We start from the raw sequence: 20,985 nt of genomic DNA, 5'->3' as shown, positions 1-20,985 counted from the left end.
TGCTACTGCTTCCCGACGGGCTTGTTCCTCCGCCTCGGCTCGTGCGGCCGCTTCCCGCTGCGCCTGTTCCGCTGCTGCACGTGCCAGCGCTTCCGCCTCGGCCCGCGCTGCCGCTTCGCGTCGGGCCTGTTCTTCTGCCTCGGCCCGCGCTGCCGCTTCGCGTCGGGCCTGTTCTTCTGCCTCGGCCCGCGCTGCCGCTTCCTGTCGCGCTCGCGCCTCAGCTTCTGTCGCCTGCTGTACCACCGTCGCGTAGTCGCCAAACGCCGTGCCGTCGTCGGCGTAGCACACCACGTGGTCGCCTTCCACCCCCACCCACAGGTCGGCCAGCTCCAGATACACCCACCCCCGCTCGTCCGGCGGTTGCAGCCGGTAGGTGTCCCCTACCAGCCGATAATCGAGTAACCGGAGCTGCCGCTCCCCCCGCCGTCCAACGTTGTCCACAATCACATACTGCGCCACCCCCGCCCGTGCGTAGTGCGCCACCTTCCACACCACATCGTTCTCCCGCGTCTCCGGCGAGGTGATCTCAATCATCAACGCCGGTCGTACCCCCTCCTCCGCCACGTCAAACGTGCTCCAGTCGCGCCGCTCGCGCAGCCCTGGAATGACCATCACGTCCGGCCCGTGCGGACGTAGGTCGGGCACGTCCCACGCCACCCGCACATCACTCAGCACGATAGCCCGCCCGTGCGCTTCGAGCCGAGCGCGCAACACCGCCGTGAGGTACATCCGGTCGGTTTCGTGGCGGTCACTGTGCACGATGAAGTCTCCCACTTCGGGGTGCAACACGTCTTCGAGGGTGAGCGGCACCGGTTCGAGGTGGTCGGGGTCGTCGGGGGTGGGCCGACGGACGTAGCGCCAGCCGTAGTGGAAGGGGTCTTCTTCGGGGAGCGGTGCAGGTGCGGTGGCAGTAGGATGGGTCATCGCAGTTCCTCCTTGCTGTGGTAGGTGGGTCTGCCGGTATTGTAGCACAGCGCTGGGCAGGATGCAGGGGCGAGGGTGGCAGCGCAACGGGCAGCGGGTGGTGGTGTTTTCCATTCATCGTGTCTTCCTGGTGCTCAAAACGGTGCTCAATAAAGAAACCGTTTGAGCGACCAAAAAGTTACACGAAAACCTGCGGCAATCGTGGGTGTGGAGCATACCGGTGTGAGCGGTACGAAGCGCCGATCCGAATATCTTGTATCGTCACAACCACGACAGGTGAACCCCGTCAATAGGAGCAAGGCGGCGTCGCGCTCCTCCACGTGGTCACGACGATGGGCGAGACTCGCCTCGCCGAGCTATCCAGTCGCAGGAGAAGATCGGTTGGGGTGCAGCGCCGCTGCACCCGTACACGGGGAAGCATCGGTCGGCGCGGCATCCGTTGCGTTGCAATTCGCCGGGACGATGACCACGGGAAGCGCCCGATGGCGGCACTGTGGGTTGGGCCGTGTGGGCACGATTGCTGTATTGGGGGACCGGTCGGGGCGAGGTGCAGCAAAGAACGCTGAAACCCCTTGCCCAAGAGTATTCAGCGTTCTTGGAAATATTGCCTGCCTCACGAAGAAAACGGTGAGCAGCAACGCATCTAATACATTTATTCTCCCACGCCTGCCCTATTCCCAGGTTCGCAAATCGACGAATGGCTTTGCATCGGCAGGGAGTTCGCTCACCAATTCGACCTTGCAGTGAAGTTTGAGTACTTCATGCAAACTCTGGGCTGCAGCATCACGGAGCCGATCAGGATCGGCATCAGCCGTTGGCACAATCCGACAGATCAGCTCATCGCGGTGGTTTTCGCGAATGACAACGGCTTGATAAGCCTGGACGCCCTCTAACCGGCGCATTGTCTCGGCAATATGACGGGGATGCACGAACAGGCCACGTACCTTAACACTTTCACCACTGCGACCGAGCCACCCTACCAGGCGCGGAGTTGGGATAACCGTTGGTGCAGAGGTGTCCATCAACGCCGAGAGATCACCGACTGCAAAGCGGATGAGAATGTAATCTCGCCGGAAGAGGGTGACAACCACTTCACCGGTCTGGCCGGGCGGTACCGGTTCACCGGTGTTAAGGTCACAAATCTGCACCAACGCATCTTCGGGTAGATGCCAGCCCTGACGTTCAGGGCCGTTATAGCCCAGATTCCCCGTTTCGGCAGTGCCGTAGCCATCGTAGACCAGAATGCCATACTGCTCTTCAAACAGGGCGCGTAGCGATGGTGGCAACGGTTCGGCGGCGACAAACGCTTTATTGAGCGGCCAGGATCGCGGATCGTGGCCGAGTTCAACTGCCCGTTCGAGGAGCGCTTTGAGGTAGCTTGGCAGACCGGCATACGCCGTGACGCCGAGTTGGGCCATCACTTCAATTTGCTGAGCCTGATTACCGACACCGGCGGGAATCACGGCACAACCAACCGCACGTGCTCCCTCTTCAAACATCACCCCGGCGGGTGTGAGATGGTACCCAAAGCAGTTGATCACAATATCATCGGGGCCAAAACCGGCTGCTCGAAATGCCGGCGCCCAGCGCCAGGGGTCTGGTTCATCCGATTCGGGATCGTAGATCGGTCCTGGCGACTGAAAGATACGACGGAGACGCGAGAGAGGTACGGTGAGCATACCACCAAGTTGGGGGCCTTGTCGCTGTAACTCGACCAACTGTTCTTTACGCAAAACTGGCAGTCGGCTGAGATCGGCAGTGGTCTGAATATCGGCAGGCGTTAGACCGGCAGCCTCCATTCGGCGCCGAAACGCCGGTGAATGTTCGTAACCGAAGGCAACAATCTCCCGTACTCGCCGATCAAAACCAGCATAAAATGCCTGAATATCCATACCGTCCTCGCTGCCTCTTAGCTGGCGATGTGCTGGTGATAGGTGATAAGCGTTAACGAAGTGGTGTATGCGTCTTTCTCAAGAGAGCCAGCGCTTCCGCCGCTTGTAATGCTTGACTTCACGATAACTCTTGCGGCTACCAATTTCGTTCAAACCGAGGTAAAACTCGCGCACGTCGGCATTATCTTTCAAATCGGCAGGTGATCCGTCGAGCACAATCCGCCCATTTTCCATAATGTACGCATGGTGCGCTGCTTCAAGGGCTAGGCGTGCATTCTGTTCAACCAGCAGAATGGTTGTCCCTTGTTCGCGATTGATGCGCTGAATAATCTCAAATATCTCGGCGACTAACAACGGTGCCAGCCCAAGCGATGGTTCATCGAGCATGATCAATTTTGGATGCGCCATCAGTGCCCGGCCAATCGCCAACATCTGCTGTTCACCACCACTGAGAAACCCGGCTACCTGGTTGCGCCGTTCCTTCAAACGTGGAAAATAGTCGTAAACCAGGGCTAGATCGTTGCTGAAATGGCGCGGTGATTGCGTATAGGCCCCGGCTCGCAAATTCTCTTCAACCGTTAAATGCTCGAAGACCCGTCGCCCCTCCATCACCTGGAAAATACCCATACGCACGATCTCGGCGGCATCTTTTTTATGGATCGGCTGGCCTTGAAACAAGATTTCGCCGTCGGTCACTTCACCGTTTTCCGGTTTGAGCAGGCCCGAAATGGCTTTCAGGGTTGTACTTTTACCAGCGCCGTTCGAGCCGAGTAATGCAACGATGCGACCTTCTGGCACCTCAAGAGATAAACCCTTGAGCACCAGCACGACATCGTTGTAAATCACTTCAATGTTGTTGAGTACAAGCATAGGCAGAGAGCATTACATTACTGTCTGTAGAATAAGTTCCGGCGTGTCGCTCGGCAACGACACGCCGGTGACCGATCACTTATCGTGCGCTAATGAAATCGGTAATTGCGACCCACTTGCCGTTCTCAACGCGGAACATGCGCGTTGACTTCACCCCTGCGTGATCGGTTGGGCTGAACTTGACCGGTAACGTTACCCCTTTAGTGTCAATTTCACCCATCGTCTCCAGCGCATTCTTGATATTTTCACCGGTCAGCTCTTTGCCATCGTTCACCACTTTCTCAATACCGGCGATTAGGATCGACATAGCCGTCCATCCCTGTACGAAGGTGCTATCGGCGCCGCCATAGTCAATATTCTTCTTACGGGCATATTCGAGCGCCACTTTCGCGCCTTCTGCCTCGTAGTTAAAGGGAACAACTCCTACTACTCCCTCGGCATCCGCGCCTGCCTGCTTGATCAGAATCTCATTGGCGCACCAGTTGAGGCAAACGAATTGCACGTTATACCCTAAGCTCTTCGCATTCTTAATCGCCAATGCTGCTGGACTAGAGACATTCTGTAAAAAGATGTAGTTAGCGCCGTAGTCGCGAATCTGGGTCAACTGTGGTGTGAGGTCGGTTGCACCACGTGGTGAAGGCACCTCTAGCGGCGTAGCGATCCCCTGCGAATTCGCAAAAGCGGTACCGTCGGCCAGCGGTGATCGACCGAAGGGGCTGTCGTTGATGAGATACGCGAACTTCGGCAGACCACTATTGCCCTTTGCTTTCCAGTCGTCAATGGCCCACTTCATCGCAATGATCAACTGATCGGAATAGGTTGGGGCAACCAGGAAATTATAGGGTGTCTCGGCCGGATTGGCCAGCGTTGCCGAATACGATGCCGAGATAAACGGGATTTTGTCCTCGGTAATCTTGGGGCGTAAGGCTTCAGTATCGCCGGTACCCCAGCCCGAGAAGACTAATACCTTATCTTGCGTAACGAATTTTGTATATAATTCCTCAGCACGTGGCACCTGATACGCATAGTCTTCACTGATCAACTGAAGACGTCGTCCCTTGATACCTCCCTGTTCATTCTTCCATTCGATAAAGGCAATCTGTCCACGGGAATAAGGGGTCCCAACGTCAGCCGTTGCACCGGTCAAGTCAAAGATTGCGCCAACTTTGATCGGCTCGCTACTTGCACCACCACCACCTCCGGCGCCACCACAAGCGGCCAGCAGTGTGGCAAAGAGCGCCAGTACGACCCACCAACCGAACGTCCGTTTCCACCTGTGCATACCATCCTCCTTGCTACACACCTCAATAACTAAACGGCCATAGCCGGAAATAATCTTTAACATTCCGCCACATCTTGACAATGCCTTCAGGCTCGAAGATCAGGAAGAGGATGATCGCTAACCCAAATGCTCCTTGTTGCAAATACGGCAAATACGAGTTAATGTCGGGAACAATGCCACTGAGCGCACGGGCGATGTTAGAGAGGAACGCCGGCAGTAGCACCATAAAAGCTGCGCCGTAGATCGAACCCGAGACGCTTCCCAGGCCGCCGATAATAATCATTGCCAGGTAGAGAATGCTGGTATCGATAGTAAAGCGTTCCCAGGAAATGACACCGCGATAGTGGGCAGTCAGGGCGCCAGCTAAACCGGCAAAGAATGACGAGGTAGCAAAGGCCAGGAGCTTATAGCGGAACAGATCAACACCGATGACCTGAGCGGCAATGTCTTGATCACGAATCGCCACAAACGCACGTCCGGTACGAGTACGGAAGAGATTACTGACAAAAATGACGGTAAAAATCAAGAACACAAGGCATATCCAGTAGAAAGCGAAGTCGTTGTTCCCCAGCCATTCAATCGGTAAACCAAACAGATTATTTGTTGCTCGTGGCAGGGAAAGCGACTCACCAATACCGAGCAGTTTGCCGTGGGTAAGCAACCAGATAATAATCTCTTGTGAGGCCAGGGTGGCGATAGCGAGATACAAACCCTTTAAGCGGAGTGATGGCAACCCGAAGAAGGCGCCAACAGCAGCAGTGAAGAAACTGGCAATAGGAATGGTTAACCACATCGGGGTACCAAGATGAACGGCCAGCAGACCGGCAGTGTAGGCACCAACCGCCAGGAAGCCACCATGACCGATACTGATCTGACCGGTATAACCTACCAGAATATTCAAGCCGATAGCACCGATAGCAGCAATTGCAATAGTGTTGGCTAAGTTAAGCCAGTAGCGGTCGGCAAACCACGGGAAGATCAGCGCTGCCACCAACACCACGACGATCCGTATCCGTTGCGGCCAGTATGGGCGTAGACTGACATCACTGGCGTATGTTGTGTGAAAGGTTCCACTTTGCATCGTTCACACCCTCATCTCTACGTGTCGGGTTACACCCGTTCGATGATCCGCTGCCCAAACAGCCCATACGGTCGCACCAATAGGATCAACAAGAGGACAATGAACGGGACCACTTCGCCTAAACCCCATTCCGGGGGGAGATAGCCACCGGCAAACGATTGCAGCAGACCGATGATCAGTCCGCCAATAATTGCACCTGGGATACTATCGAGACCGCCAAGAATAACGACCGGAAAGACGATCAGGCCAACCCGTGCGATGGTTCCCGATACGCCACCAAAGATGCTCATCAACAGGATGCCGCCAACGGCTGCCGTGATAGCAGCGATTGCCCACGCCACGGCCCACACCTTTTTGACGCTGATTCCCATACTGAGTGCCGCCTGCTGATCATCAGCCACGGCACGCATGGCAATACCTTCACGGCTATAGCGGAAAAAGAGGGTCAAAATAACGAAGAGCGTAATTGCCAGGACGAATGCCCAGATGCGATCAATGCTGACATTGGCACCTAGTATTGTCACCGTGTCGGTTGGTAAAAACTGTGGTGCTGGGCGTGGGGTTGTGCCCCAGATTGCACCGACGATTGCGCGCAGGAGTGAAGAAAGGCCAATCGTAACCATAATCACCGAGATCACCGGTTCACCGATCAGGGGGCGCAGCACTAACTGTTCGATGAGCACTCCAACCAATGCTGCCAGTACCACGGCAACGATCACACCCACCGGCCACCAGAGGCCAAATTGCTCAACCATAGCGTAAGTCAGATACGCACCGATCAACAGCAGCTCACCTTGGGCGAAGTTGATCACATCACTACTCTTGTAAATCAAGACAAAACCGAGCGCAACCAGCGCAAAGATTGCGCCATTTGCAATCCCGCTGAGCGCCAGTTGGATAAACCGATCCATAACCTTCTCCGTATAACCAGTCAGTGAGATGCCACACGTGATGCCGAGGTCGGTATTGACACCGTTGGATCGTCTATTTCCTCGATGTGCAGGCGCGTCTTGATGAGTGCTGTACGGCCATCCTGATAGGTAATCGTCGTCTCAATCTCCAGTTCGTCCTGATCGCTGTACAGGGCTTCGACAATCTCCTGATAGCGTTGCGCAACCAATCGACGGCGAACCTTACGAGTCCGCGTTAATTCACCGTCGTCGGCGTCAAGCTCTTTATGCAGCAACAGAAAGCGGCGAATTCGTGCGGCTGGCGGGAGATCGGCGTTCGCTCGTTCAACATCTTTACGGATCAGAGCGTAGACTTGCGGTTTCTGAGACAGATCGGTATACGTTGTATATGAGATCTGCGCATTTTCCGCCCACTTGCCGACATTCGCAAAATCGATGTTGATCATCGCCGTCACGAAGGGCCAGTCGCCGCCGAACACCACCGCCTCTTTGATGTACGGGCTAAACTTGAGCTTATTTTCAATGAATTGGGGCGAGAACCTCGTGCCATCGTGCAGCGTCATTACATCTTTCGCTCGGTCAATCACGATCAGATGACCGTCTTCATCGAAGTAACCGGCATCGCCACTGTGCAACCAGCCATCTTCCAGTGCTTCGGCAGTGGCTTCCGGATTGCGGTAGTAGCCCACGAAGACTGACGGACTCTTGACCAGGATTTCTCCATTTTCGGCAATCCGTATCTGCGTGTTTGGCAGTGGCGTACCGACCGTTTGAAACTTAATCTGACCATCACGGTGGATCACACTCAGGCCAGCGCTTTCAGTCTGACCATAAACCTGCTTCAGGTTGACGCCAATTGCGTGGTAGAAGCGGAAGACATCAGGGCCGAGTGCAGCGCCACCGGTATAAGCTCGTTTGAGGAAGCGCAAACCGAGATGGTCTTTTAACATCTCGAACACTAGCAGGCGAGCAAGAGCATAGCGCAGGCGCAACCAGAAATCGGGCTGCTTCCCACTAAAACGGGTATCGGCCATCTCGTATCCCTGCTTCATAGCCCATTCAAAGATTGCTCGCTTCAGTGGTGTGGTGTCTTGAATTTTTACCTGCACCTGCGACAGCATATTCTCCCAGATACGGGGCGGTGAGAACATCACCCGCGGCCCAATCTCGCGAATATTTTCTTGCACCGTACTGGCCGACTCGGGGAAGTTGATGGTGAATCCGCACTGCATTCCGGCAGCGACGGTTACCATCTGCTCACCTACCCATGCCAGCGGCAAGAAACTAACAAACTCATCATCTGGGCCAAGTGGGTCAACGGCAAGCAAACCGGCGCCCTGACTGATCATATTGCGATGGGTCAACATCGCCAGCTTTGGTTTACCGGTGGTTCCCGAAGTAGTAGACAGAATGGCTACATCATCGGGCTTGCCGGCGGCCAGCTCAGCTTCAAACAGACCGGGATGCTCGCGATCAAACTTCCGGCCAAGCTCTTCAATATCAGGAAAGTAGGCAAGGTAGGGTTGACGGTAATTCCGCATTCCCTTCGGTTCGTAATAGATAACCTTGAGAACACCTTGGAGCCGTGGCCAGATTTCGATAATTTTATCGACCTGCTCCTGATCCTCGACGACAATCACCTTTGCTTCTGCGGCTGAGACGGTGTAATAAACCTCTTCGGCAACTGAGTCCTGGTAGACGCCGATGGACATAGCGCCAATACTCTGAGCAGCAAACTCGGCGTACAGCCATTCAGGACGGTTATCTCCCAGAATGGCGACCACATCACCGCGTCGCACGCCAAGCGCATAGAGGCCCATCGCAAAGGCACGTACATGATCGGCAAACTGCCGCCAGGTGACTGTCTGCCAAATGCCGTAATCCTTTTCACGCAGAGCGACCTTGTCACCGAAACGTTCGGCATTCTGAAACAACAGCCGTGGAAGTGTAGTCTCTGGTATTTGGATCATTGTCTCACCCGCGTGTCAGATCTGGTAATCAGTACTGACAGGTTGTGGATTCCTACACTATCGCGTGTTCCCGACCAAGATAAGCGTCAATCACTTTCGGATCGCTCCGTACCTCGGCTGGCGTACCGTATGCAATCAGTTGCCCAAATTCGAGCACTGCTACCCGGTCACTAATATCCATAACGACACCCATATCGTGCTCGATCAGGACAATCGTTGTACCGTACTCTTCGTTGATGTCGAGGATGAAGCGGGCCATATCCTCTTTTTCTTCGCTATTCATTCCGGCCATTGGCTCGTCAAGGAGCAACAGGCGTGGATTCATGGCCAGCGCCCGCCCCAGTTCAACGCGCTTTTGCAACCCATACGAGAGCGCGCCGACCATCTTCTTACGAATCGATTGAATTTCGAGCAGATCGATTACCTGCTCGACAAACTCGCGGTGCTCAACCTCTTCACGCTGGGCCCGTCCCCAATAGAAACCGCCACTTAAGACCCCACTGCGCATGTGGATGTGTCGACCGAGCATCAGGTTATCGACAACAGTCATGTGGCGAAACAGCTCAATATTCTGGAAGGAGCGTGCAATCCCCAGCCGGGCAATCTGGTGTGGCGGCAGGCCAATGATGTTCCGTCCTTCAAAGCGAATTTGGCCCTCCTGCGGACGGTATAGCCCGCTAATGCAGTTGAGCAGGCTGGTCTTGCCAGCGCCGTTAGGCCCGATGATTGCCTGAATTGTTCCGGGATAGATATTGAATGTGATCGAAAGGAGCGCTCGCACGCCACCAAAGCTCAGCCCGACGTGGTCAATCTCCATTTGCGGTGCTGGTAGCGTGGTTGAATCATGATGTGTCATGCGATCCTCATCGATGATGCATATCCTCTTTGATAATGCGCAAAGCAGATACGCACCGCTGCGCGATGTATTGAGTGTCACGAACTCGTTATTTCTTTAAAGACATCACCGTTTTTTCGGTATGTCCTATGGGGTGGGGAAATTCCAATCCTTATTATAGCGAAGATTGAGCAATCGTGCAAATGGGGTCTGGTGTGCACAGGGAGGCAGATTTGGCTCTTCTGCGATGATCGAACGTTAAAACGGAGGCAAGAGGGACGAATAGGGCGCCAGGGGAAAAGTGTCGGGACACGACAGCGAGTGTCTGATCCGCCGCAACCTGTGCATCCTGAGTTGTTACCCCACACTTTACTGGCGGCGGACACCAAACAGACACAATCCGGCCAGCGCCAGCCAAAACCAATGCCACAGCCCAAACGGTTGCTGAAAGGCGACGACGACAGAGATAAGGACGAACACTAACCCAAGAACGGCCAGGAGCGCACGGCGATAGACTGGTGACATGGAAAGCCTCACCGCACCACAAAAAAGGCTAACGCGAGCAGGGAAGCAGCCACGAACAAGAGTAGAGAGAAGGCCAGATTTCCCGTCGCACTGATGAGAAAAATCGTCATTGCGATGACGATAATTGCCATCATGATGCAGCCGCGGCGTACACGGCGAATGCTGGTCGTAACGTCAGGGTCTTCTGGTGTTTGTGTCATACAACCTTCATAAATATCTGCTTCCTGCGGTATCTTACCACAAGACGGTGAGCTTGCTAGTTGTAATAGTTTTGCAATCCGAGAATAGTACCAAAGTACTGTATCATTGTACGCTGGCATGCTATACTACAAGTATATACGGACAGAAATCTGCGATCGTAGCGCAGGGGAAAGGAGCTGCCAATGTTTGATCGTGAGACATGGCGGCAGCAGATAGCGGAACGATTTAATAACTTTGCCCGTAACCCGCGGCAAGAGATTCAGATTGCTGGGGTCAGTACCGTGCTCGGTTTCCTTGCCCTGCGCACACTTGAGCCGTTTCTCATTGCATTTCATGAAGAACCGGTAGCGGCTGTCTTAACGCTAGCCGACATTTCGCGTGGACCTGGCGCTAATCATATCGTGCGACGTGCCGGTCATTGGCGTTACCAGGTATCTCATCTCATTGAACGTGAGCTACGGTCGCGCCCTGAGTTGCGCCTTACCATTGAAGAAATCTTGCTAACATTGAATGTCATTCATCTCGCTCGCCAACGGCTTAATAGTTCGCGGGATGAATGGCTGCGGTTAACACTGCTCGCTGAACTTGATACTTTTGAGAGCGGTGATTTTGAACAGTTACGTCGTCAATTGCAAGACCCCGGTTGGCAGAGCCGTTACGAAGCAATTCGTCGCCTGCGCGTGCGCGAAGGTCACTATACCGCTGCTGATCTTGTCCTGCTTCACGATGGTCTGAGTGATAGTGCCTCACACGTGCGAGCAGCCGCTGCTCGTATGCTGGGTCTGATTGCTGGTATCCCACCACAACCGTTGGTGAAGACCCTCATTCGACTGGCTATTCACGACTGCGATCTGGAGACCCGTTTTGCGGCTGCACGGACATTAGGACAACTACGTGACCGCATCGCATCTCCCCAGTTGCTTGATTATCTGGTTGAGTGTTTGGACGACTCCGATAGTTTTGTGCGCTCAGCAGCGGCGCTGGTTGTCAGTCAGTTGGGGGAGATGGCCGGTACAACCCAAATGATTGAACATCTCCTCCCGATGCTTACCGATAATGATGCTTACGCTCGTGAAGCTGCGGCGCGTGCGCTTGGCCGCCTTGGGGTCGCTGCCGCCACAACTACTGTTCTCAATGCGCTGACCCAGGCCGTTGACGATAGCGACCCCAATGTGCACGAAGCGGCCGTTGATGCGATCACCCGTCTGCGCAAGCTCCGTGCAACGTTGCCGCTTAGCCCTAGCCGGCATCCGACTGAGCCTCTAGCCGTGTAGAGATGGGCATGCAGCGGCAAATTAGTGTCTTTGCAGATTGGAACGCTATTCCTACGTTGTTGGCCTTCAGTGATGCACTGGAGGCTGACTGGCAGTTGTCACACGATTATGTATATCTCCTGCGGTTGGTCATCGAAGAGGTTGCCACCAATATTATCAAGTATGGTTATGATGACAACAACCGCGATCAGATTTATCTGTCTTGTCAGTATGACCAGGGAACTCTGACCATTACCATTCGCGATCGTGGTCGCTCGTTCGACCCCCGCGACGCACCTCCCCCTGATCTCAGCAGTGTTGTCGAGCAACGGGCCGTCGGTGGACTCGGTCTCTTTTTTGTGCGCGAATACGCTGACGCGCTCGATTATCGGCACGATCCGGTAAGCGGTTGGAACGAACTAGTGATCACGAAAACGATGACGATGCTGGATCGTTTGCGGAGCCTATCGTTGTTTCAGGTGGTGCCTGAATCAGTACTGGCCGAACTGGCCCCGCGCCTGGCAGAGTGTCGGTTGGCGGCAGGGGAAGTCCTGTTTCATCAGGGTGATCCGGGTAACGAATGTTTTGTGATCTTGAGTGGCGCCGTTGAAGTGATCACATTTGTGAACGGTACTGAACTGCGGCTGGAAGTGTTTCAGGCGGGGCAAATCATCGGCGAGATGAGCCTGATCGACCATAGCCCGCGCTCGGCAACAGTCCGTGCTATCGAACCTAGCCGTCTCGTTGGCTTAAACGAAACCGTTTTTGCCACGCTAATCAGTTCGAGTCCAGCGCTGGCGATGAATATGCTGCGGAGCATTGTCAGTCGGGTGCGCAATACCAATCTGCGCATGATCCACGATCTAGAACGCAAAAATGCCGAGTTGCTAACGGCCTATCAGCAATTACAGGCAGCGCAGGCCGAATTGATTCGCCTCAACCGTCTCGAAGAGGAGTTAGACATCGCCCGTCGTATTCAGCAATCGTTCTTGCCGCGTGTCCTTCCCCAACCGCCAGGCTGGCGAATCGCTGGCTTCAGCCGGGGGGCACAGGCGGTCGGTGGTGATTTTTTCGATACGATCACCCTTCCTGACGGTCGTGTTGGGTTGGTAGTTGCCGACGCCTGTGGCAAGGGGGTAACAGCGGCCCTGTTTGTTGCCCTCAGCCGATCATTGCTCCGCGCCGCCTCGCAGGCAGTTGGTCTGCCCCAACGTGATAGCAACGATAGCGCAGCAGTGTTGCGCCATGCAGTCAGTCTCACCAACGACTATATTTGTCGTGAGCACGGTGACGCCAACATGTTTATCACGCTCTTCTACGGCTTGCTCGATCCGAGAAGCGGTGTCGTGACCTATATCAATGCCGGTCATAATCCACCGCTACGGGTTAGCCCTAACGGCGATCTGGTCGAAGAATTGCAAGAAGGTTCCCTGCCGATAGGGATCATTGCCGCACAGACGTATGATGTGCACGAATTGCAGCTTAACCTTGGCGAAAAATTGGTTGCGTTTAGTGATGGGATTACGGAGGCAATGAATCCTGCCGGCGAGTTATTTAGTGATGAACGGTTACAAACCTATCTCCAGACTCACGCTCAGCAATCGGCCGCCGATCTGGTGACCGGGCTGGTAGCGGCGGTTGACACATTCGCTGCCGGAGCACCGCAGGCTGATGATATTACGTTGTTGATCGTCGAGCGATTAGCGAGCGATTAGGAAATACACTGGATGGCGAAGAGTGTAGGGCAGGGCGATCTTCTTCATCTGCGGGAGTGTACGATGGTGATTGCCACGCTGGTCAATGAGAGTGGTAGGTATGAACCATCACCCGTCAGCGTGGTATAATGCCTGCATCCTGCAACGTGGTAAAGCGGGCGACTCTCCGCTAGAAAGAGAGATTTCGGCGTGAAAACCGATCGTGTAGATGATGTACTCATTATCAGTCTGCCAGCTCGTCTCGATGCGGCTGGTATTGCAGCAATCGAGCATGAATTAGCTGAAATGATGAACCAGCATCGCGGGAAAGTACTGGCCGATATGAGCGAAGTTAACTTTGTGGCGAGTCTGGCCTTGCGAATGTTGCTGACCAATCTGCGTGCTGTACAAGCCTACGGTGGCGATCTCCGTCTGTGTCATTTGCAACCACAAATTGCCGAAATATTTCGTAAAAGCCGGTTTGATACGCTGTTCAAGATTTATCCCGACCGCGAATCTGCGTTAGCGGCGTATCGTAGTCACTAGGCAGTTTTTTTACTCCTTCTCGCAACCACGCCTGAAATGGCTCCTCTTCTGGAATGAGGGGCATGTTCATCCTGCCAACGAACACCGCGTCATCTGTTTCTCGAAGAGAGACAGCAGCGGGTTGCATCCATCAGGCTCGCGTCGTGTTGCACCACAGAGGTCACAGAGGAAACGGAGCAGATGAGGGGTTCTAAGAGTTTGATTGAAAACCCAGATTTCTCATCGGGCACGTACCGTACCCGTGCAATCATTGTATGCGGAATTGCCAACATCCCCCCTTCCTCTCCCGCAGTGCGGGAGAGGAAGGGGGCCGAGGGGAAGGTGAGGGGGTCCAGGCGTGCTCCGCAGCATCGGTGCTGAACCCGATGCCACCTGTTTCTATCGCGCCAAAGCGACGTATGCGTTCCCCACCAACGTTTCCCTATGGTCCTTATCGAAAGCCCGGATTGTTGATGAGGCGCTTCGTTACTCACCACTTCAGCCGACGACCCTGCTGAGCGCCTGACCCATGAGTTTCTGATCACGCTCTACACTGGTGAATATTGATCCCGTGCACAAACAACAGCTAGCTCCACCAGCGGTCGAGAATCTCGATCAGTAGTCGGCTATGCCGGATGAGGTCTGCGAGCGGAACATACTCATCGGGGGCAAAGAGCGCGCTTACCGTTGGCGTAAAACCAACACTTGCCGTAGGAATGGGATGCTGCCCGACCAACAAGCTAAACGGTACTGTATACGGACCGGCCGGTACCACCGATAGAGGACGTTCAAACACCGTCGCCCCGATAGTAGCAACGCGGCTCACGAAGGGGTTATCAGTCGCCGTGACCAATGGTGGGTATCCGCCGGGCAACCGTTCGAGGGCAATATCGGCAAACCCTTTATCGTGAAGGTGTTGCTGTATCAATGTCACTGTGGTGTCAGGTTGCTGATGCGGGACTAACTGGATGTCGAGCAATGCACTGGCTTGTGCCGGTATTGCTGGTGTATCACCGGCAGGTTCAACGGTTAATCTGCTCACATTACAGGTGGGAAGAGTGACTTCTGAACGACTCAGTGCCGCACCGTCGATACCAAAGAGAAATTGGTCGATCTGCCAGGCCTGACGACGAGTAGCAGCGGCCAGTTGCAACTGACGAATGACCGCATTATCGGTGCGCGATGGGCCTTCGACAGCATCGTAAAAACCTTCGATGCGCACATCTTCGTCGTCACCTTTCAGCGAAGCCACAGCCCAGATCAGACGCCAGAGTGGATTAGCGACACTGGCTGCAAAGCCAGGTGGTAAGGGATAAGCCGGGCCGTGAGCGGTTAGACGCAGGCGAATCCATCCCTTACTGCCACTGGCACAGATAGGTGTGCCGGTAACATCCCGATCACCAATACTGGCCAGGATCGCATCACATTGCAAGAGATCATCGTGCGCTCGTAATGCTTCAGCTAAACCGGCGCTACCGATCAGGGCAGCCCCTTCGATGACCAGGGTGACACCACACGGCAGTTCACCTTCACGTTGCAAAATGGTTTGCAATGCAGCAAGATGAGCAGCCAGCGCACCTTTACCGCCGGCCACACCTCGTCCGAACAGCTTATCATCACGCTCGGCAAGATCAAAGGGTTCGTGCGACCAGTGACGCCACGGGCCGGTCGGCGGTGTATCGTAATGGTGATATAGCAAGATCGTCTGTGAACGCCGACCCGCACGACGGGCAATGACCACTGGCGCCATACCGGTGGTTGCGATGCGCACATGCATCCCAAGCTGTCGGACGAAGAGTGCGATGAATTCAGCGGTATCGTGCAACTCTTCGATCTGACCACTGGTCGATGGTCGCCGGCAGAGGTGCCGTAATATTTGCACAAGCTGTTCAGTTGACGGCGGTGCGTGTACAGTCACCCAAGCACCCTTTCTCAGGATCAATATCGTGTTTGGTGAACGAATTATAACACGGTGTTTACTGCCTACTGCATCATGACCATGGTAGAATAAAGTGCGAAATGTCACATTATTCTTGCAATCTGCGACTGTCAGGTCGCAGCGGGAGGAAGTTACATGGAACCCCGGCACCGCACCTTTGTTACCTTTGCCTGGCTGAATGTCGGGTACAACCTGTTGGTTATCATGTGGGGCGCATTTGTCCGTGCCACCGGTTCCGGCGCCGGTTGTGGTGATCACTGGCCGTTGTGTGACGGACAGGTTATCCCTCGTGCGCCTGATGTAGCGCAGCTTATTGAGTTTTCGCATCGCGTCACCAGTGGCATTGCACTGCTCTTAACGATTGTTCTGTTGGTTTGGGCCTTACGATTGTTTGCTGCCGGTCATCCGGCCCGTCGGGCTGCGATTGCCGCGATGGTGCTCATGATTGTTGAGTCGCTGATCGGTGCCGCCTTAGTCCTTTTCCAACTGGTTGCGCACGATGCGTCATTAACCCGAGCCTTATCGTTGGGTCTCCATCTGATCAATACATTCCTGCTTATCGGTGCAATGGCGCTTACCGCCTGGTATGCCGGTGGCAAACCGGCGCCCGATCTGCGGGGCAAAGGTGGATTGTTGGCCCTGCTCATTGCTGCATTGGTTGGCACGGCGTTGGTTGGTTCGAGCGGTGCAGTAACCGCGCTAGGTGATACACTTTTGCAATTGGGGGTCTTACCCGGCGGGGTCTCGCAGCCGATCAATCGCGATAGCCATCCGCTGGTACTGATGCGCATTATCCATCCGGTGCTGGGCACGCTGGTCGGATTAGCAATGATTTCATTGGCGCAACGAGCTATACGTTACGATCCCTCACCGACAACCCGTCGCCTGGCATGGGCTACGGCGACAATCTTTGTCAGCCAAATCTTTTTGGGTGCGTTGAATGTAATGCTTAAGGCACCGGTTTGGATGCAACTGATTCACCTGCTCTTCGCCGATCTGGCATGGCTAGCCCTGGTCTTGTTGAGTGCAACGCTGTTAGCCCGACCGAGTGATGTGCGGATCGCGCAGGCGACATCAGCTTCTGCTCCAGCTCGTTCGGTATAGCAACTTTGTTTCGCGAATGATCTGTCGTGCATTGTGAGCGATAAGGCTGTAAAGCACGCTCCTCTCTCCTCGCACTTCTCGGCCCCTTCCTCTGCACTCAGCGAGAGGAAGGGCCGCCTGAGCCAGATAAACCCATTCCGCTCATGTTCGACCACTACTGTCAGGAAAAAAGAACGTTGCGTTACTTGAACCGGTACTATGACGACTTCCATAATGAGTGGACTATAGTCATATTGTGATACAGCCAGAATTGTAGTATAACCAATTTTAAAGGGTATCCTATTTTGTTGTGTTCTTGCCCAGGAGGCCCACGAATGGCATTACATGGATCATTGCAGCAAGTGCCGTTACGCGAATTGATTGATCTGGCCGTGTACAGTGCTCTATCTGGCTCGCTTGATATTGATGGTGAACGGTCGGGACGGATTTATTTTTCCAATGGGCAGATATATCACGTTGAATGTGACGGACAAATCGGGATCGAGGCGCTGGGAATGCTGCTCAATGTCCAGCAGGGAATGTTTAATGTTACCAGTGGTGCGTACAGCGAACAGCAATCGGTATGGGGCGATGCAGAGACATTGTTGCGTAACGCTGAGCACACAGCCCTGCGCTGGCGGCGCTTATGGCATCAGGTGCCTTCCCTGGAACTGGTTCCGGTGTTGACTGTACCTCGCGAGGTAGCATTGCAGAAGACGAACGTGGCGTTGCATCTCTTACTTGAGGTGATAGATGGACGCAAGCGGCTGAGCGATATTGCCTGTGAACTGCGGTGGGCAGCGATAGATGTGGTTGAAGGTATTGCACAGTTGGTTGCGCAACAGGTTGTTCGTCTTGAATCGGTCGCAACAGAACGAGGAGAGCATAAGCCAGCATTGCAACCGAAGCAACAATCGGCGGTCGTACCATCGCTCGACCGGCTGCTGTCAATCCTGCGTTCGTGATACGGGTTGTATGAGGGTGTAAGGAGAGGGGAAGGGCTTCAGCCCTTCCTCTCTTTTTGATGTCACTGGTAGGGATGGCCGAGCCTGGTATTTTCATCTTTCGCCCCTCACCTTCCCCTCGCCTCCTTCCTTTCTCGTCAGGGGCGAGGAAGGGGGGTGGCAAGAAGCCTTTATGGCACTAAAAGATGAAACTGCTAAAAATGTCAATCCGGTCTTCATCCTTATATCCTTCCCTGCCATCTGCTATACTACCCGTATATCTATCACACTATTGATGTACCTCATGGAGGTTGATATGCAGATAACCCTCCCCAGCGGTGTACGTCTACGCTACGATGATGAAGGAACCGGGCGCCCGGTTGTCTTGCTGCATGCGTTCCCATTGAGTGCAGCGTTATGGCGTGTTCAGTTAATGAGTTTGCGCGATCGAATGCGAATGATTGCTCCTGATCTCCGCGGTTTTGGTGGCTCAGGAGAAAATCCGCTCGTTCAGTCGCTCGATGACTACGCATCTGACGTGCTAGAGCTGCTCGATGCGTTGGGGCTTGAACGGGTTGTGCTGGCCGGGTTATCGATGGGCGGATACATTGCCTTTGCCCTGTTGCGACGAGCACCAGAACGGATCAGTGGTCTGGTACTGGCTGATACGCGCGCCACTGCCGATAGTGATGAGGTTCGTGCGACGCGGGCAGCCAATGCCGAGCTTGTGTTACGCGAAGGGAGTGCGGCGCTCGCCAGCAGGGTATTGCCCAATCTGGTTGCGCCACAAGCGAGTGAAGCACTCCGGGCTGAGCTATTACAGATTGCGGCCGCCAATCCGCCGGAAGGAATTGCGGCTGCGCTTCACGCGATGGCCGCACGCCCAGACTCGACCTCATTACTTGCCAATATTCGTGTGCCAACAACCGTGGTGGTTGGCGCCGAAGACGCGCTGACGCCGCCTGCCGAAGCGCGCACGATGCATGAAGCCATTCCAGAGAGCCGCTTCGTTGTAATCCCTGGGGCGGGTCACCTCAGTGCTATTGAACGACCGGCTGAATTTAATCTGGCGCTGGTCGAGCTGGTAATGAAGGTTGATGCGCTACAGCAACAGTAGGTTTGCTTGGTAGCTCGCTAGCGCGATGCGCCTGGTACTCCAGCCTTTTTGTCAGCCCCTGCCTCTCGCAAGCGGTGTGAGGCAGGGGGTAGAGACTAATTACGCAACATCACCTACCGCTCATCATAGAGGGTTTACCTCGTCTACCGCGCATGTCTATTAGCTTTTTGTTCACGCACCGGTGTCATCGAGTGCGGCTAACAGCAGATCGCCTTCAGCGGGTGAGATGCGGCCTTCGGCGACCATTTGTAAAATTGAAGCACGCTGCTGTTCACGTTCAGCATCGTTGAGCGGTGTTTGAGAGGACGGGTTGCGAAGCTGAATGGTTGGGCCGGTCGCCGGTGGTGGTGGGGTAGGTGGTTGGGGCGGCTGTGGCGCTGCCGATGGTTGGGGTGGCTGAGGCGCTGTTGGTGGTTGAGGTGGCTGAATCCGGCTCAGTGCCCGCTCGACCGCTTCGAGAGCGCTACTCAAACCGGTAGCTGCGGCCTGACGCGCTTGATCTTTGATCCGCTCGATACGTTCGGGATCGAGTCGCCATTCACGCTGATTAATCCGCACCCGTACCTGTTCAGAACCGGATGTATCGCGCCAGCGCTGAGCCTGGGCGGAGAAGCGTTCGGCAACATCACGAGCACGTTTGGCAGCATCGGGATCACTACCGGATAGTGCACGGCGGAGTTCAGATGCTAACTCTCGGCCCAGTTCGCTGAGTTCGCGACCCAACTCACGGCCCAGTTCGCTTAATTCTTTGCCTAACTGCGCGCTGATACTGCTGAACGAACCGGGATGATCGGTACCTTTTATCATCAGATCACCACCAACATGCAGATGGATGCTGGCTGTACCGTTCCCATAACGTAGTTCGACCGTTTGGCCGGACAATGATGGGTGTCCTTCGATACCGCTGATTTCACCACCGACAACAGCCGTCACTGTAACATCAGGCGACTCGGGAAGAACAATGGTTGCATCGCCGGCAACGCGGGCTTGCAGCGTTGTGTGAGCGGTGATCGCGGCCCGTAACCAGAGGTCACCACCGATGGTGTTAAGCGTAACGGTACCGGTCGCCTGTTCAATCGTACAATCACCGCCAACCGTACCGATTGTCAACTCCCTCGTGATGTTCCCGATCTCCAGATCACCACCGATGGTCGTTATACGACCGGTAGCAAGGGTGCCTGTCTCAACATCGCCAGCGACCGTCTCGACAGTAAGCTGATCGATCTGGGCTTCTGTCGTATCAATATCGCCACTCACTACGAGGCACTGGACACTGCTGGCCTGCCCGCGGATCGTTAGATCACCGTTTACCCGGTCGAGGGTTACACTGGCGGTACCGGTGGTTACCAGTGCCACATCACCGTTTACACTCCTGATCTGCACCTGTTCACTTAAACCGCTGAGTTCGAGATCACCGGCAACCTGATCGAGCGACAGACTCAGCACACCACGACCGGTCAGATCACCGTTCACGCCTGTCAGACGGACAACCGGTACGTCGGTTAATGTGACATCACTTTGAATATCGCTCGTGACAATTAGTTCAGCGACGGCGGAAGCTGTCAGATCACCATTGACAACGCCGATGGTTACCTGTTCGGTAATCTGGCGTAACGTGAGATCACCACTGATATGGTCAATACTCACGCGGCGCAGATGTGTCACGTGCGCGTCGCCATGGATCGTCGCAATGTGAACTTCGGCGCTCTGCGGCAATTTGAGCACGAGATCGCTCTGGCATGGACTCAACGCCAGACCGCTTTCCTGAGCTTGTATTGTTACCTGTTCATCGTCACATTGCCATTCGAGCAGTGGTTCCGCCCAACCGCGAATCGTCAGATCGCCGTGAACTGCCTGAATGACCAGGGTGACCGGTACATCGACGGGAATTTGCTGTTTCATACAAGACTCCTTAATGATCTGAAGTGCAGGCATAGCG

At 54.8% G+C, this 20,985-nt stretch carries 18 protein-coding genes; 6 read left to right on the top strand and 12 right to left on the bottom strand.

The genetic code is table 11. The features are described from left to right. The 10 genes from JE47_RS0109100 to JE47_RS0109055 form a co-directional block, all read right to left on the bottom strand. Positions 1 to 924: Uma2 family endonuclease (locus JE47_RS0109100; RefSeq protein WP_031459453.1), on the bottom strand; the 924-nt coding region annotated here is incomplete at its 3' end. A gap of 671 nt (positions 925 to 1,595) precedes the next feature. Continuing rightward, positions 1,596 to 2,816: a phenylacetate--CoA ligase family protein gene (locus JE47_RS0109095; protein WP_031459452.1), complete on the bottom strand. Its 1,221-nt coding sequence runs from the start codon at positions 2,814 to 2,816 to the stop codon at positions 1,596 to 1,598. A 78-nt stretch (positions 2,817 to 2,894) separates the two neighbouring features. Continuing rightward, positions 2,895 to 3,686: an ABC transporter ATP-binding protein gene (locus JE47_RS0109090; RefSeq protein WP_031459451.1), complete on the bottom strand. Its 792-nt coding sequence runs from the start codon at positions 3,684 to 3,686 to the stop codon at positions 2,895 to 2,897. A 79-nt stretch (positions 3,687 to 3,765) separates the two neighbouring features. Continuing rightward, positions 3,766 to 4,968, bottom strand: a complete 1,203-nt coding sequence (locus JE47_RS0109085; protein WP_031459450.1) for an ABC transporter substrate-binding protein — start codon at positions 4,966 to 4,968, stop codon at positions 3,766 to 3,768. 22 nt (positions 4,969 to 4,990) lie between these two features. Next, the gene (locus JE47_RS0109080; RefSeq protein WP_031459449.1) at positions 4,991 to 6,049 is read right to left on the bottom strand and encodes a branched-chain amino acid ABC transporter permease; all 1,059 of its coding nucleotides are present in this window, start codon (positions 6,047 to 6,049) and stop codon (positions 4,991 to 4,993) included. A 29-nt stretch (positions 6,050 to 6,078) separates the two neighbouring features. Continuing rightward, positions 6,079 to 6,960, bottom strand: coding sequence for a branched-chain amino acid ABC transporter permease (locus JE47_RS0109075; RefSeq protein WP_031459448.1), 882 nt, complete (start codon positions 6,958 to 6,960; stop codon positions 6,079 to 6,081). Between the two features lie 20 nt (positions 6,961 to 6,980). Next, positions 6,981 to 8,930 (bottom strand): long-chain fatty acid--CoA ligase, encoded by a 1,950-nt coding sequence (locus tag JE47_RS0109070; RefSeq protein ID WP_031459447.1) that lies wholly within the window; start codon positions 8,928 to 8,930, stop codon positions 6,981 to 6,983. 52 nt (positions 8,931 to 8,982) lie between these two features. Beyond that, entirely contained in the window at positions 8,983 to 9,786 is an 804-nt protein-coding gene (locus tag JE47_RS0109065) for an ABC transporter ATP-binding protein (protein ID WP_031459446.1), read from the bottom strand. Positions 9,787 to 10,134: 348 nt separating this feature from the next. Then, positions 10,135 to 10,290, bottom strand: a complete 156-nt coding sequence (locus JE47_RS21945; RefSeq protein ID WP_173424553.1) for a hypothetical protein — start codon at positions 10,288 to 10,290, stop codon at positions 10,135 to 10,137. 8 nt (positions 10,291 to 10,298) lie between these two features. After that, positions 10,299 to 10,490, bottom strand: coding sequence for a hypothetical protein (locus JE47_RS0109055; RefSeq protein WP_031459445.1), 192 nt, complete (start codon positions 10,488 to 10,490; stop codon positions 10,299 to 10,301). Positions 10,491 to 10,673: 183 nt separating this feature from the next. Here JE47_RS0109055 and JE47_RS0109050 point away from each other — a divergent pair, with 183 nt between their 5' ends. The 3 genes from JE47_RS0109050 to JE47_RS0109040 all read left to right on the top strand — a co-directional run bounded on the left by JE47_RS0109050 (position 10,674) and on the right by JE47_RS0109040 (position 13,984). Next, positions 10,674 to 11,765: a HEAT repeat domain-containing protein gene (locus JE47_RS0109050; RefSeq protein ID WP_031459444.1), complete on the top strand. Its 1,092-nt coding sequence runs from the start codon at positions 10,674 to 10,676 to the stop codon at positions 11,763 to 11,765. Positions 11,766 to 11,773: 8 nt separating this feature from the next. Continuing rightward, complete coding sequence (locus tag JE47_RS0109045) at positions 11,774 to 13,459, top strand: SpoIIE family protein phosphatase (RefSeq protein WP_031459443.1); 1,686 nt, start codon at positions 11,774 to 11,776, stop codon at positions 13,457 to 13,459. A 189-nt stretch (positions 13,460 to 13,648) separates the two neighbouring features. Beyond that, positions 13,649 to 13,984: an STAS domain-containing protein gene (locus tag JE47_RS0109040; protein ID WP_031459442.1), complete on the top strand. Its 336-nt coding sequence runs from the start codon at positions 13,649 to 13,651 to the stop codon at positions 13,982 to 13,984. 565 nt (positions 13,985 to 14,549) lie between these two features. Here JE47_RS0109040 and JE47_RS0109035 read toward each other — a convergent pair. Next, positions 14,550 to 15,881, bottom strand: coding sequence for a M20/M25/M40 family metallo-hydrolase (locus JE47_RS0109035; RefSeq protein ID WP_031459441.1), 1,332 nt, complete (start codon positions 15,879 to 15,881; stop codon positions 14,550 to 14,552). A gap of 156 nt (positions 15,882 to 16,037) precedes the next feature. Here JE47_RS0109035 and JE47_RS0109030 point away from each other — a divergent pair, with 156 nt between their 5' ends. The 3 genes from JE47_RS0109030 to JE47_RS0109020 all read left to right on the top strand — a co-directional run bounded on the left by JE47_RS0109030 (position 16,038) and on the right by JE47_RS0109020 (position 19,046). After that, complete coding sequence (locus tag JE47_RS0109030) at positions 16,038 to 17,006, top strand: COX15/CtaA family protein (protein ID WP_031459440.1); 969 nt, start codon at positions 16,038 to 16,040, stop codon at positions 17,004 to 17,006. A gap of 314 nt (positions 17,007 to 17,320) precedes the next feature. Continuing rightward, the gene (locus JE47_RS0109025) at positions 17,321 to 17,950 is read left to right on the top strand and encodes a DUF4388 domain-containing protein (protein ID WP_031459439.1); all 630 of its coding nucleotides are present in this window, start codon (positions 17,321 to 17,323) and stop codon (positions 17,948 to 17,950) included. 295 nt (positions 17,951 to 18,245) lie between these two features. Continuing rightward, positions 18,246 to 19,046, top strand: a complete 801-nt coding sequence (locus JE47_RS0109020) for an alpha/beta fold hydrolase (RefSeq protein WP_031459438.1) — start codon at positions 18,246 to 18,248, stop codon at positions 19,044 to 19,046. Positions 19,047 to 19,217: 171 nt separating this feature from the next. On the opposite strand, the gene JE47_RS0109015 is transcribed toward JE47_RS0109020, so the two are convergent. Next, on the bottom strand, positions 19,218 to 20,948 hold the full coding sequence (locus JE47_RS0109015) for a DUF4097 family beta strand repeat-containing protein (protein ID WP_031459437.1): 1,731 nt from the start codon (positions 20,946 to 20,948) through the stop codon (positions 19,218 to 19,220). Between the last annotated feature and the right edge of the window lie 37 nt (positions 20,949 to 20,985).

Origin of the sequence: Chloroflexus sp. MS-G, from assembly GCF_000735195.1 — a bacterium.
Classification (GTDB): Bacteria; Chloroflexota; Chloroflexia; order Chloroflexales; family Chloroflexaceae; genus Chloroflexus.
This window is presented reverse-complemented; position numbering and strand designations above follow the sequence as displayed.

Coding starts and splice junctions, on each gene's coding strand:
- JE47_RS0109095 (WP_031459452.1), bottom strand. CDS start 2,816: ATGGATATTCAGGCATTTTATGCTGGTTTTGATCGGCGAGTACGGGAG.
- JE47_RS0109090 (WP_031459451.1), bottom strand. CDS start 3,686: ATGCTTGTACTCAACAACATTGAAGTGATTTACAACGATGTCGTGCTG.
- JE47_RS0109085 (WP_031459450.1), bottom strand. CDS start 4,968: ATGCACAGGTGGAAACGGACGTTCGGTTGGTGGGTCGTACTGGCGCTC.
- JE47_RS0109080 (WP_031459449.1), bottom strand. CDS start 6,049: ATGCAAAGTGGAACCTTTCACACAACATACGCCAGTGATGTCAGTCTA.
- JE47_RS0109075 (WP_031459448.1), bottom strand. CDS start 6,960: ATGGATCGGTTTATCCAACTGGCGCTCAGCGGGATTGCAAATGGCGCA.
- JE47_RS0109070 (WP_031459447.1), bottom strand. CDS start 8,930: ATGATCCAAATACCAGAGACTACACTTCCACGGCTGTTGTTTCAGAAT.
- JE47_RS0109065 (WP_031459446.1), bottom strand. CDS start 9,786: ATGACACATCATGATTCAACCACGCTACCAGCACCGCAAATGGAGATT.
- JE47_RS21945 (WP_173424553.1), bottom strand. CDS start 10,290: ATGTCACCAGTCTATCGCCGTGCGCTCCTGGCCGTTCTTGGGTTAGTG.
- JE47_RS0109055 (WP_031459445.1), bottom strand. CDS start 10,490: ATGACACAAACACCAGAAGACCCTGACGTTACGACCAGCATTCGCCGT.
- JE47_RS0109050 (WP_031459444.1), top strand. CDS start 10,674: ATGTTTGATCGTGAGACATGGCGGCAGCAGATAGCGGAACGATTTAAT.
- JE47_RS0109045 (WP_031459443.1), top strand. CDS start 11,774: ATGCAGCGGCAAATTAGTGTCTTTGCAGATTGGAACGCTATTCCTACG.
- JE47_RS0109030 (WP_031459440.1), top strand. CDS start 16,038: ATGGAACCCCGGCACCGCACCTTTGTTACCTTTGCCTGGCTGAATGTC.
- JE47_RS0109025 (WP_031459439.1), top strand. CDS start 17,321: ATGGCATTACATGGATCATTGCAGCAAGTGCCGTTACGCGAATTGATT.
- JE47_RS0109020 (WP_031459438.1), top strand. CDS start 18,246: ATGCAGATAACCCTCCCCAGCGGTGTACGTCTACGCTACGATGATGAA.
- JE47_RS0109015 (WP_031459437.1), bottom strand. CDS start 20,948: ATGAAACAGCAAATTCCCGTCGATGTACCGGTCACCCTGGTCATTCAG.